The organism is Vibrio sp. OPT24 (assembly GCF_015163545.1).
Classification (GTDB): domain Bacteria; phylum Pseudomonadota; class Gammaproteobacteria; order Enterobacterales; family Vibrionaceae; genus Vibrio; species Vibrio cyclitrophicus.
Map to the genome: position 1 here is coordinate 132949 of NZ_JADDYI010000005.1, position 13183 is coordinate 146131.

A 13183-nucleotide genomic window follows, 5' to 3' on the forward strand; every position below is an offset into this window, starting at 1 on the left:
TGCTAAGACAGTAAAAACGAATGATGTAGCCCGTTGCTATCATTAAAAAAAAGACCGCCAATTCGGCGGTCTTTTGATAAATATCGAGAGTCACTTAGTTAACCAATAACACTGATTGGAATTTCCGCTAACTGATTACCTTGGTTGGCAGGGTACACGATGTATTCACCGTGGTACTTCACCGCTGACTTATAGTCTGTAACTTTGTGAAGCATAAAGCCTGCTTCCATCGCTGCTTGAATAAACTCTGCGTGATTACCACGCACAAACCAGTTCATCGGCTTAACCATCAACTCACCGTTGAAAGAGTCGTCACACTGTTTACCACACAAGGCAAAAGAATGTTCGCCATCGGTGAAGAATTGAATCTTACCGCCAGTGGTCAGTTCATCTTCACTCGATACGCTCCAACCCATCTCATACATTTTGTCCATAAATGCTTCAACATCACTGTCTTTTAGCGCTTTAGGCTCTTCGCCTTCAGGGAAAAAACGTCCGTAAAACGCAGAAATACGTTTGAAGGTAAAAGTTAAATCAGAGTTGTTGCCTTTTGAGCGACCCTGTTTCTGCCAGCGAACCAAGTCAGGCACAATCACGCGATCATAAGCTTGAGATTTAATCGCCTTTGTTACCCAACGAACAAGGTAAAGGTTGTTCGCGATAGGTGCGTCAATGGCCTTGCCAGATTTATGTAAAGCATATAGCTCGCCTAGCGCATCATTCACTAACTTCTGAATTTCAATATAGTATTTTGACATTATGCCTTCTTTCCTAATGTCCAATATAGTAATGCTGACATTACTGCACACGCAGCCATTACCATAGCCATAGACCCAGCACTGTCACTTGGTAGCATCGCAACGATCGCTCCAACGACAGAACCAGTACCAAATCTCAATGTTCCCGCAAGCGATGAAGCCGTGCCTGCCATATTAGGGTAACCACTTAGCAGTAGACCCATAGAGTTACTGCCAATCGTAGAAATAGTGCCGATAAACAGCATCACAAACGGTACAATACCCCAAAGCCCGAGATCCAATGCCCAACCAGCCAGTAAACCCACACCAGCCAGTAATTGAATGACCAGCGCTGCTCTCAGCATGGTATGAGAACCGACCTTCTTAACGATTCGACCATTGATTGTCGTCATAAGAATCATCGCAACAATGTTCAAGCCAAATAAGTAACCAAACAAATCAGGACGTACGCCATAAATGTCGATATAAACAAAAGAGCCTGCGGTTAAGAATGCAAACATCCCAGAAAAAGAGAATGCACCAGAGAAAATCAGGCCCATAGCCGTAGGGTTTTTACATAAACGAGCGTAATTACGAATCGTCGTTTTAAAGCGCAGTGGCTGGCGATTTTCAACAGGCAGTGTCTCAGGGATTTTGATTATTACCGCGAGAATCACAATCACCGCAAAAATGGCCAAGACCCAAAAGATTGAACGCCAGCCAAACCACAATGCCAAGTAACCACCAATCATAGGTGCGATAAGTGGCGCAACCGTCATCACCAAGGTAACGAACGACATGGTTCTTGCAAAATCTTCACGGTCGAACATATCACGCACAACGGCCTGGATAATGACCGCTGCCGCTGCCCCTGCGAAACCTTGAGCAGTACGAACTAACGTTAGCGCTTCAATGCCATGAGTAGTAGCACTCACAACAGACGCAATTGCAAAGAAGAAGACACCAATCAGTAAAACAGGCTTGCGACCATAACTGTCGGCTAACGGGCCATGTAACAACTGACCTAACGCAAAACCTGCGGTGTACGCTGTGAGTGTGATTTGTACTTCACCCGCTGTTACGCCGAGATCTTTGGCGATCGTTGGCATTGCGGGCAGGTACATATCGATGGCGAGTGGTGTCAGTGCACCAATCGCCCCCAGAACCAAAAATAGCATCCAACCTAACTGAGGAGTTTGTGGTTGTGATTTTGGGGTCTGTTGGGTAGACGTTTGCATAACTCTCCGACTAAGTACTAGGTTTTATGTGAGCATGAACATGCACACAGTGATACGCGAATATACACATAGCGATATATAAATACGCAAATAGTAATAATGGCTGAAACTGTCCTAGTACCAGTCACAATAATCAGCCGACGCTATCCTTGGTCGGCCACATTTTACAATAGAAAAAACTACTTCCAGATAGAGTCGACTTCTTCTTGTGTTAGATAACGGTATTCACCCAACTCCAGAGATTCGTCCATCTCGATTTCACCGATACGCTCGCGATGCAATGCTTCAACCTTGTTACCAAGCGCCGCAAACATGCGTTTTACTTGATGGTATTTGCCTTCGTGAATCGTTAAAAGCACTTCACGCTCAGCACGTACATCAAGGTGTGCAGGAAGTGTTAGGCCATCTTCGCTCTTAAGCTGAATGCCTTCTTTGAATTTTTCAACGTAGTCCGCTTCAACAGGTTCAACAAGCCATACACGGTATGTTTTTTCGCACTTGTGCTTTGGCGACGTGATGCGGTGAGACCACTTACCATCGTCAGTAATCAATACAAGACCAGTGGTATCAACATCGAGACGACCTGCAAAGTGCAGCTTGTCCATTTTGATTTCATCAAGCAATTCAAACGCAATACGATTTGCGCCATCTTCATGCGAACAAACAAAGCCTTCTGGCTTATAAAGCATGATGTAACGTGGGCCGTGAACGTGAAGTTCATTGCCTTGCCATTCCACAACGCACTCTTCAGTTACCTTAAGTGAGCCGCTTTTTTGAATGACATCATTAACAGTCACTGCTTTTGATTTTAATAAGTGTGTTGCTTCTCTTCGAGTGACGCCTAACGCATCGCACAGAAATTTATCTAAACGCATGAATACCTCAACTAATCTAAGTCGGGTATTATAGTCACCTTTGCTCAATTAGTTGAGCTATTTCACACTATTTGTTTTTCACCATACAAGACTCGATATGTATACACTCCGCCCATACCAAGCTGACTCCGTAAAATCAGTGATACATTACTTCAGAAAACACCAAACTCCAGCAGTTTTGGTGCTGCCAACGGGTGCAGGAAAAAGCCTAGTCATTGCAGAGCTAGCAAGGCTTGCCAAAGGCCGCGTTTTGGTGCTTGCTCACGTTAAAGAGTTAGTAGAGCAAAACCATGAAAAATATGAAGGTTATGGGTTAAAAGGTTCGATTTTTTCTGCCGGTTTAGGCCGTAAAGAAACCGACCAGCAAGTGGTATTCGCGTCGGTTCAATCCGTGGTTCGCAATCTCGATTCATTTTCTAATCAGTTTTCATTATTGGTTATCGATGAATGCCACCGTGTACCGGATGAAAAGACCAGTAGCTACCAGAAAGTGATCACTCACTTGCGCGAGAACAATCCAGGTATCAAAGTGCTTGGGCTGACTGCAACCCCATATCGTCTTGGTATGGGTTGGCTTTATCAATACCACACACGTGGCCAAGTGCGTTCTGAAGAACCGAGATTTTTCAGAGACTGTATTTTCGAACTGCCGATCCGCTACTTATTAGACGAAGGCTTTCTTACGCCAGCACGCATGATTGATGCTCCGGTTTTGAGTTATGACTTCTCTCAGTTAAAACCAGCAAGCACTGGTCGCTATAAAGAAGCTGAGCTCGATATGGTGATCGAACAATCGAAACGCGCCACGCCACAAATTGTCGACCAAATCATTGAGCTGGCCAAAGACAAACTCGGCATCATGGTATTCGCTGCAACCGTTAGACACGCACAAGAGATCCTGAGCTTACTCCCTGAAGGTGAATCATCCATCGTGATTGGTGACACACCTACGCTAGAGCGCGACCAAATCATCAACGATTTCAAAGAACGTAAAATCAAATTCTTAGTTAACGTATCGGTATTAACCACAGGTTTTGACGCGCCACATGTGGATTTAATCGCAATTTTACGACCGACAGAGTCCATCAGTTTATATCAACAAATTGTTGGTCGTGGATTACGTTTGTCTCCAGGCAAAAAAGAGTGTTTGGTATTAGATTATGCAGGCAACAGTTACGACCTCTACCAACCTGAAGTCGGCGATCCTAAGCCGGATTCAGACAGTGAGATCATCACCATTCCCTGCCCTGCTTGCGGCTTCAATAATAACTTCTGGGGCAAGCTAGACAGCAACGGCTTCTTACTCGAACACTTTGGGCGAAAATGCCAAGGCTACTTTACCGATGAAGACACAGGGGAACGCGAGCACTGTAACTATCGCTTTAGAGCTAAATATTGCGGTGAATGCGGCGCGGACAACGACATTGCCGCACGTATTTGCCACGAATGCGATGCCACCTTAGTTGACCCAGATAAAAAACTTAAAGAAGCGTTAAACCTCAAAGATGCGTTGGTGTTTGAGTGTTTAGAAATGGACCTTAACGTTCTCAAGGACGAAAAAGGCAAGTCGCAGCTTAAGGTCACTTACCGTGGAGAAAACCAAGCACAAGTGCATGAGTTTTGGTCATTAACCACCAAGAAACAGAAGCAGAATTTTAAGGATCAGTTTGTTCGCCCTCACCTTGCCGACAGACACAGACCGTTTGAGGAAGCGTCACCAACCAAAGTTGTTGCTCACCAACATCGATTTCGCCCGCCTCAATTTGTGATTGCACGTAAAGTGGGACGCTTTTGGAAAATGAGAGACAAGATATTCGAAGACGAGCTTCAACAGCGCTAATACCTCATTTTTTGAGAACCTAAAGCTCATAATTAATCAGGTTCACTTTCTGTTCAGAATTACTTTTTTATACTGAACGCTATCAACCTTCTCTAGGATTCGCTATGTTTAGTAAAGCTATGATTTCTTTGTTTTCTATAAGCTTCGGCTTATTGGTTTCTGCCAGTGTCTGGGCCGACTCTGATCATAACGGTCATGACCTCGTACAAGATGTCCACAAAGCAGGAACTCGTATCGAATTTGAAGAAGATCAAGACGAAGTCTACGACGCAGTACAAGAAGGCTATATCCGCCCTTTCTCAGAAATGTACGCGGCAGTGGAAAACGATCTGCATGGTCGAATCATTAAAGTAGAGCTTGAAGAAGATGACGACGTTTGGGTTTACGAACTCAAAATTAATCATCAAAACAACATTATCAAAGTCGAATACAACGCTGAAACGCTAGAAATGTTAATGATAAAAGGCCGAAACTTTAAAGACGCTATAAAAAGCGCTAATTAGTAGTTCATAAAAATAAGAAGAGTAAACATGAAAATTTTAGTCGTTGAAGACGAACCTCGTTTAGGCCAACAAATTATTGAAACACTTGAGGGAGCCGACTGGGTACCCGAGCTTTCTCAAGATGGTATTGACGCACTGTATCGGGCAACATCTGAAGAGTGGGACGTGATTGTTCTCGACTTAGGCTTACCAAAATTAGATGGCTTAACCGTATTGAAAGGCATTCGAGACGAAAACATCAATACACCCGTAGTTATTTTAAGTGCTAGAGACACATTAACTCAACGAGTAGAAGGCTTGAATGCTGGCGCTGACGATTATCTAACCAAGCCATTTGAAATGGTAGAGCTGATTGCTCGAATCCGCGCTCAGTTACGCCGAGCATCTGGCAGTGCCGCTCCAGTGCTACAGATTGGCGATCTCAGCTTAGACACGCGCAGTTCAAAAGTTTTGTGGCAAGGTCAAGCTGTCAGCTTAACCGCACTCGAATACAAAGTAGTCGCGTATTTCATGCATAACCAAAACAAGGTTATTTCACGTACGGAATTGGTTGAACACATTTACAAACAAGATTTTGACCGCGATTCAAACACCGTGGAAGTGTTTATCGGGCGTATTCGTAAGAAAATCGCACCAAAGATCATAAAAACCGTTCGTGGCCTCGGCTACCAACTGAATGCTGAATAGCGCGATCGTCAATTAACAAGCGCCATCATTAATCAAATACACATCAAATAAGTGGATAGCCTGTTCTGATCACCGTAATACTGATAAATCGCAACGAGCAAAGGCAGGCTAGAAATGCATGAATCTAAAAAAAAGAACGCTTAAAAACATCAGTCTAAAAAGCCGCTTGCTTCTCGCTGCGGCTTTTTGGTTGGGTGCAATGATACTTGCTGCTGGTATCGGTATACCAAAATTGGTTAATGATTACTTGGTCGATGACGTAAAGCAGCAATTGAGTCTTACTATGGACGAGTTAACTGCAAACATCGAAACAAGTAACAGCGGCAACCTTATCATGGCCGAACGTCTTTCCGATCCAAGATTCAACCAACCGTACAGCGGGATCTATTGGCGTGCATCCACTCAAGATCAGATCATTCGTTCTCGTTCTCTATGGGATAAAGATCTTACCATCAAGCGTTCACCCATTCACACCTCCGTTAAGGGACCTCAAGACGATAAGTTGATTTACATCGAGCAAGACATTTACTTACCTGAACTGAGTGAGCCTGTCACCATTACTATTGGCCTCGATGAAGACCCACTAGAGTCAACACTCAATCAGTTAACACGCCAGGTTTGGCTTATTTTGATGTTGTTGTTTGTAGGGGTGCTACTGCTCATCGGCATTCAAGTCAGTTGGTCACTACTGCCACTAAGTAAAATGCAGCGCGAACTGGTGATGCTAAGAAAAGGCGAACAACAAGGGTTAAGTGATAACTACCCGAAAGAAGTGTCTCCGCTAGTCTCTGACCTTAATGCCCTACTCTTCCATTACCAAGAGCTATTGGAGCGAGCTCGAAACCACGCAGGTAACCTTTCTCACGCGTTAAAAACACCGTTATCGGTTTTGAAAAATGAGATAGAAATGCTTCCCGATAACGAGAAGAAACTCTTACAGCAACCCATTTATCAAATTCAAAGCCAAATTGACTATCACCTTGGCCGCGCACGCATGGCGGGTGCAATGAATATCCTTTCCGTGAAGTCATCACCTTGTGAACGTGTCGAAGCTATCGCGATGGCTTTTGATAAAGTCTATGCCGCTAACGACGTCACCATGATCAATGAGCTGGATTCTGAACTTGAAGTCGCCGTAGAAAAAACTGACCTAGATGAAATGGTCGGCAACCTGCTTGAAAATAGCTATAAATGGGCGAGCAGTATTATTCGAGTTCACGCCAACGCGCTTGCAGACGGTAATATTGAATTGGTCATTGAAGATGACGGAAAAGGCATTCCTGAAGAGAAACTCGCGCAAGTCACCAAGCGAGGCGTTCGACTTGACGAAACAACGCCAGGTACAGGTTTGGGGCTCAATATAGTGAACGAAATGGCCCACAGCTATCGAGGCAGTTTAACTCTAAGCAAGAGCTCTATGGGGGGGTTAAAAGCCTCTCTCATTCTAAAGGCCTCTCAAGCTTCTTAGGCTTCTTAGGCTTCTTAGGCTTCTTAAAAACAATAAAGCTTCTGGGCGCGAAAAGCAGGCGTTTGCCTATCATTTGCAAACTCCTGCTCTTTTTTCTTACTTAATTAGAGCTCACTTTAACTCATAGAATGCAACCCTATCGTATTGCCCTCAGTATCACTGACAACACTAATGAAACCATGTTGACCAATGGCCATTTTGGGCACTTGTAAGGCACCACCATTCGCTGCTGCTAAGCTCGCTTCGGTCTCACAGTCTTCACAAGAGAAATAAACCATCGTGCTGTTACCACCAGCTTTGACACCAGACATAGAACACAGCGCCCCTGTTGCACCGTAACTGTCCATCTCACAAGGAAATACCCACATTTCAATGTCGATTTCAGTTTCGTTATCTAACTTCTCTAGCCTCACTTTAAACACAGCTTCGTAAAAAGCCTTCGCTCTCGCCATATCATCGACATAAATTTCAAACCAACCAATCGGATTCATTTGCATAACGTTGTCCTTGGCTTTCGCCGCTTACTCGCCCTTAATTAGCATAGACAAAGAAAACAGATTATCGCTGAGAAGTAGCTTATAAGAGGGTTAAGTTACTTAACTTAAAATAAGCGCTGAAGAAAAGGCAAGGCCCTGTTCGATTTAAGAATTAAACAAGGCTCATATTATTGGCTGTTCTAGGATGGGTAGACCAGAAAGAAGCGAGAGAAAGATAAGCAGTTAGGTAACTACTATATGGGTGCATATCACTAGAACGATGGATAATGAGCCAAAAACCAAAGCAACAGGTTTCCTTTAACAAGCTTTGTACCACTCTCCTATATATCGTTCACTGCCACATTTAAAGCTGGCGATTTAACGCCGTACGTCGTTGCTCCAATCATCAGAATTTTGCCATCAGTATAATAATCGTGATTATCATTCAAAGCTTCTGCGTTAGCGAGTGGCAAGTGCACCAAACCAATATTTGGATAAGTCGATTTGATCTGTTTGGCAAACCTATCGCGTTCTTCATCCACATTCGGGTCAATTTTATGAAGTATGGTGACAATACCTGAGTACGGCGTCACTTTAAGCCCATCATCGTAGCTGATTGCCCCTAACCACTTAAGTTGATTGCTATTACTGTCTAGCCCTGCGTTCCACCAACGTATGTGGCTTCTTTTCATTAGGTTTCCAGGCAATTGAAATGCCATATCTTGAGGCTGATTTCGCCAATACAAGTCAGAAACCGGAGGAGTATTCGCTTTTAACAAGGCTAAATAATGTGACCATTCAATCTCATGTCGAGAAAAGGTTTGGTTCTCTATCCAACCAAGTTGATTCATCAATTCACGGGGAGACTCCCCGACATACACAACATTGATCGCTTGTGCATCGTAAACGGGAGACAAGCCAGGAAATGCTTTATAAATCACTTGCTCTAAGTCAATAGAGGCCGTTTCTTCTGGCGCTTGTTGAGTTTGAAAATCATCGGCCTTCCAGAAGAAGTGCGCGTAATTTACGTAGCATAACCAAACGACCAAAAGTGTACTGGTCTTCAGCGTCAGTCTGCGCCACTTGAACTTATATCCGATTGTGACAAAGGCAATAACGACGACCAAGCCAATCATTAAGCTTTGATGTTCAGTAAGAAAAACCTTAACAGTATTCAATAATGGAAACTGTTCAACTCCATGTGCCAATAACATGCCCCATGCAATAAATTGTCCACCACCAAGCAACAACCCAATCGATGAAAGCAGCGTAAAGCTACTCCACTTAACGCGATGAGAGCCCGCAATAAAAGGTACGACCCAAGCAATAGGTCCAAGAAGGCGAGCAGCCACAATAATGTAATTGCCCTTCTTTGCGATTAGGTAACGGCATCGAGCCATAAGCCTTTTGGTTTTAGGGCGGAATTTTATAAGTTTCTTTTGTGCGGTTGCACCCCATTTTGATCCAATAAAATAGCTCAACTGGTCTCCGATGAAGCCACCCAACATCACTAGCACCAACGCCATCCATGCACCTGAATACAGTTGAAAGCCCGCAGCGATAAAAAAGGGCTCTCCCGGTACAAATAGGTTCGGGCCTATGAGTGCGTCACCTAATGCACCCAAAAACAGCCCTAGTCCATCAAACATAACAACCTCAGCGCTTACTGTTCTTTATAATGACCAAACTTGTAGTTCATCTCGTTGTTACGCATTTCACCCTTAAAGAAACGTCTTACATTGGCTTTAAGGTAAGTTGATCCCGTTTTAACAACACCGTCTTGGTCTAACCGACGAGGGTCAAAGCCAAAAGTCATATTCAGGAATCTAAATCGCCATGTCTTGCTCGCACGTTTTACGTAATCACAGTCTTCGCACAATACAATTTCTTCATCGAACCCGCCGATTTCATCGTGTACTCGCTTAGTCGAGAAAATACACGCACCAATCGCTGTTGGAAAAAAGAACTGAGTGGCAAATAGCCCGGCGTTAAACACCCCATAACCAAACTTGTGAACAAGCGGCAACCCCTTAGAGCTCATGTACACGCCTGCGACTTCAAGTTTCTTCTCGTCCAATTCATAAAGCGCTTTGGCAAGAAAGTTTCGAGGTAAGCTTACATCAGCGTCTAAAAAGAGGATTCTGTTGTACTGAGCCAAAGAAGCTCCCGTGTTTCTGCCCAAACTCACACCACGTGTTTCCATGTGGTGAACCGTTAAGTTTGGCAATGCACTTTCATAGGCCTGCGCCACTTCTCTTGTGTTGTCTTCGCTGTTTGAATCGACAACGATAACTTCAAACTCCTGATGGGTTTGGACGCTCAACTTTTCCATCAAGCGTCCAATGCGTTTTTCTTCGTTTAAAGTGATAACGATAATGCTAACCGGTTCCATATGTTCACCTATTTATTCTGCTGTTTAATTAACACTAAGATTAACTAACAGAGTCTTAACCAATCCTTAGTTGAACATTCATTTTCCGTTCATTAGCTGATGATATAAATAGATAAGGTCTGTGATACAAAGGGCGAGAAAGGCAGAAATGAAGACCAATGAACGTTTTATCGTCAAACGAGCTGAATATCGAAGGAATTTCCCTTTGTGATAGGCTTCTGACTTGCTCCGGTTTGAATGTAATGTTAGTATCCGCGCTCGCTTAAGCATGAACTCGTTTATGCATAAGCATTACCACATACTCAAGGTCGCATTGAGGTGTGAAGTTAATTTTTACTAATTTGAGAGTAAAACTATGAAATTTGAAGCAGTAGTACGTACTGAACTAGGTAAAGGTGCGAGCCGCCGCCTACGTCACGCTGGTAAATTCCCAGCTGTAATCTACGGTGGCGAAGCAGCAGCTGTAGCTATCGAACTTGTTCACGCTGACGTGATCAACCAAATGGATAAGCCTGAATTCTACGAAGCAATCACTCTACTGATTGACGGCGCAGAAGTTAAGGTTAAGCCGCAAGACGTTCAACGTCACGCGTTCAAGCCTAAAGTTGAGCACATGGACTTCATCCGTATCTAATTCCCTACCAAGGAATAAGATTGGATTAATCCAAGCCTTCTGCATAGAAAAGATAATCGATCTTACCAGTCGAGAAATCTAGAAATTCGAAACCCCGATGCTACCAACATCGGGGTTTCACCGTTTTTGAGCCCTCAAAAACGTCGTAAATCTCGCGCAATATACTGAAAATAATCAACTTTCCTCTTCCCCACTTTATCCCAGTTTTGCTTGGGTGGATTAAGGGTGGACGAAAGGTGGACTTATACAGTAGTTTTTCTAACATTAAGACTAGACCGCTTTTTCGCTAGGTTCAATACACTACTCAAACAAAAAAACAAAACCGACTAACATCTAAAATATTACTTGTACGGCTTTGTACGCACTTCTAAACGAATATAGTCATCATGAATAAGAACCACTCCTTTGGCGCAACTGACATCAGCTAAGAGCCACTTATTTACATTCTTGTGTATTGGACTAGGCGCTACCACTACGTAATACACTCCAGGCTAATCCAACAACAGTGAAAGGCGATCAAGAAAACACTTCTGGCCTTTCGTTCATTCTTAACACCATCTTCCAAACTAACCCTTCAATTCTCATTCAATGACATAACACGCCTGAACTAACTATTAGCAAATAAACCTACTCATCCAGTATTAAGAACTTTAAAGGCCTATAGGCATTCACTGATCCGCACACTCACTTTTCAGAACATAACACCCAGCTTCCCTGACCAAAAATCACGGATTCGGAATCCGAATAATTAATAGAACGTCTATGCAAACCAAAAATATTGAATAATTTGGGGCCAAGGATTTGTGATGGTGGGGCTCTGGTCGCATCACAAGCATAAACTCCCGCAACCCCCACCCTCATGCACTCTAGGTGACACTTTCAGTTCACCTAGAGCGCACGGATTTAAAGGGCTAACGAGAGATTTTATTAACCAAGTAATGTTGACACTTTTTTGGAAGAAATCTCAATCCAGATTCTAGTGCTAATTCTTAAAAATCAACGGCGTTTTGAAGGAGAAAAAAACGAGTAACTCTACGATTTTCACTACAACTCGTATAATAAACTCGTAAAAGTGAGGTTGCCGAAGCAAAATTGTAGCGGATATCCGAATTCGCGAATAAAAAGGAATAATATTGAGATGGTTGCAGCTATGAAAAAGAAGCGGCCTGATTAGCCAACTTTCCTTAGGCTCTTCTTTCTAGAATACTCGTAATGTCTTTTTTGAGTTCGTCTGAAAGGCGTTCGAATTTTTCTGGTGCAACCAAGCCTTCCGCACACATTTGCATGAGCTGAATAAATGCACGGCTTCGAGAGTGGCCGTCGAAAATCAACTTCATTTGCTTTTGAGATTCTTTGGAATGCTGACACATAAAGTTGAACCTTTCCCCTACAGGTTCTGATTCATCAGTAATCGTTTTGATTGCTTCATCTAGCTGTCGAGTACAAAACCGTTGCGCAGCTTCACTCTTTATCTCGCAAAAGATTTTCCAATCAGACTCTTTGATATTCATACCGACCTCCATAAAGTGTTACTTCTTAGGGTAGAACATGGCGCCATAGTCGTTTGTTATATGAATTATATCGCCAATAGTTTCCTATCGGTTACTTCAACTAACTCTCGAAAAAAACGTATGCACTTGTCTAGCTCCTCACGCTTCACTATATGAGAAGACTGTTTATCAATTTGTGCTCTATGGACCGCTTCACCACGCTTTCTAAGCCAAGAGTTTAACGCAGTTCTTGAATCTTTTGCTGTGTGAAAGTTACCCCAAACCCAACTTTCAGTAACGTCTATACCGAAAAACTCTTGGAATAGATCCTTAGTTTTCTTAGAGTCTGGATTATTGAAAACTTTAAGATGATCATGCAATCGCCCTGTTATTATGCTGCCAACCTGAGAACCCATAACCATTCCATATTTAGCATTAATTAATTCGGAAGCTATATCTTCAACATACGTCTCCCAAGCAGTCAAAGTCATGATCAAAGTTGCTCGTTTTAGCACCTCTGGTGGACGCATACCACTATCACAGTGATTCATCGAGTCATAACAGGCTATTAACTCTTCTGAATCTGAAAGTGCTAACTCAAATTCCTTTCTTGCTTGAGACATATACATATATCCTCCTTATTCATATAACGCCCAATTAGGGTGTGAGTAACGCTACCACGTAACTCGATAAAACCACAGTAATCACTAAAATCCAATTTTACACCAAAATTGCTAAGCGTTAGGAATGATCTTCACCCGATAAAATGGACACCCTATCTTCTTTAACCCGTCATGACTTCATATTCATGCGGGCTTCGATATCCAAGACTTGAGTGCAGTC

The 13183-nt window shown here is 43.1% G+C and carries 13 protein-coding genes; 5 read left to right on the forward strand and 8 right to left on the reverse strand.

Annotation, left to right across the window (positions count from 1 at the left end):
- Nucleotides 1-98: 98 nt before the first annotated feature.
- The 3 genes from IQO02_RS02315 to rsuA form a co-directional block, all read right to left on the reverse strand.
- Entirely contained in the window at nt 99-758 is a 660-nt protein-coding gene (locus tag IQO02_RS02315; RefSeq protein WP_016793752.1) for a DUF2913 family protein, read from the reverse strand.
- Entirely contained in the window at nt 758-1975 is a 1218-nt protein-coding gene (locus IQO02_RS02320) for a Bcr/CflA family multidrug efflux MFS transporter (protein WP_010441498.1), read from the reverse strand. The genes IQO02_RS02315 and IQO02_RS02320 overlap by 1 nt, the downstream gene beginning before the upstream one ends.
- A gap of 179 nt (nt 1976-2154) precedes the next feature.
- Nucleotides 2155-2850: a 16S rRNA pseudouridine(516) synthase RsuA gene (gene rsuA, locus IQO02_RS02325; RefSeq protein WP_010441500.1), complete on the reverse strand. Its 696-nt coding sequence runs from the start codon at nt 2848-2850 to the stop codon at nt 2155-2157.
- Nucleotides 2851-2947: 97 nt separating this feature from the next.
- On the opposite strand from rsuA, the gene IQO02_RS02330 reads away from it, so the two are divergent.
- The 4 genes from IQO02_RS02330 to IQO02_RS02345 all read left to right on the forward strand — a co-directional run bounded on the left by IQO02_RS02330 (nt 2948) and on the right by IQO02_RS02345 (nt 7348).
- Nucleotides 2948-4690 carry a DEAD/DEAH box helicase gene (locus IQO02_RS02330; RefSeq protein WP_016784579.1) on the forward strand — a complete coding sequence of 581 codons (1743 nt, stop codon included), beginning with the start codon at nt 2948-2950 and terminating at the stop codon, nt 4688-4690.
- 104 nt (nt 4691-4794) lie between these two features.
- On the forward strand, nt 4795-5193 hold the full coding sequence (locus IQO02_RS02335; protein ID WP_010441504.1) for a PepSY domain-containing protein: 399 nt from the start codon (nt 4795-4797) through the stop codon (nt 5191-5193).
- Between the two features lie 27 nt (nt 5194-5220).
- A complete protein-coding gene (locus IQO02_RS02340) occupies nt 5221-5880 on the forward strand; it encodes a response regulator transcription factor (RefSeq protein ID WP_010441506.1) in 660 nt (219 codons plus the stop codon).
- 118 nt (nt 5881-5998) lie between these two features.
- Nucleotides 5999-7348 (forward strand): ATP-binding protein, encoded by a 1350-nt coding sequence (locus IQO02_RS02345; protein WP_010441508.1) that lies wholly within the window; start codon nt 5999-6001, stop codon nt 7346-7348.
- Nucleotides 7349-7464: 116 nt separating this feature from the next.
- On the opposite strand, the gene IQO02_RS02350 is transcribed toward IQO02_RS02345, so the two are convergent.
- From IQO02_RS02350 to IQO02_RS02360, 3 genes are all read right to left on the reverse strand, one after another.
- Entirely contained in the window at nt 7465-7845 is a 381-nt protein-coding gene (locus IQO02_RS02350; protein ID WP_010441510.1) for a VOC family protein, read from the reverse strand.
- Between the two features lie 320 nt (nt 7846-8165).
- Nucleotides 8166-9473, reverse strand: a complete 1308-nt coding sequence (locus IQO02_RS02355; protein WP_016793751.1) for an LssY C-terminal domain-containing protein — start codon at nt 9471-9473, stop codon at nt 8166-8168.
- A 14-nt stretch (nt 9474-9487) separates the two neighbouring features.
- Nucleotides 9488-10216, reverse strand: a complete 729-nt coding sequence (locus tag IQO02_RS02360; RefSeq protein WP_010441514.1) for a glycosyltransferase family 2 protein — start codon at nt 10214-10216, stop codon at nt 9488-9490.
- A gap of 355 nt (nt 10217-10571) precedes the next feature.
- Here IQO02_RS02360 and rplY point away from each other — a divergent pair, with 355 nt between their 5' ends.
- The gene (gene rplY / locus IQO02_RS02365; RefSeq protein WP_010441516.1) at nt 10572-10850 is read left to right on the forward strand and encodes a 50S ribosomal protein L25; all 279 of its coding nucleotides are present in this window, start codon (nt 10572-10574) and stop codon (nt 10848-10850) included.
- A 1184-nt stretch (nt 10851-12034) separates the two neighbouring features.
- Here rplY and IQO02_RS02370 read toward each other — a convergent pair.
- Nucleotides 12035-12361, reverse strand: a complete 327-nt coding sequence (locus IQO02_RS02370) for a hypothetical protein (protein WP_016784583.1) — start codon at nt 12359-12361, stop codon at nt 12035-12037.
- A 65-nt stretch (nt 12362-12426) separates the two neighbouring features.
- Nucleotides 12427-12969 (reverse strand): HEPN domain-containing protein, encoded by a 543-nt coding sequence (locus tag IQO02_RS02375; protein WP_016788809.1) that lies wholly within the window; start codon nt 12967-12969, stop codon nt 12427-12429.
- Between the last annotated feature and the right edge of the window lie 214 nt (nt 12970-13183).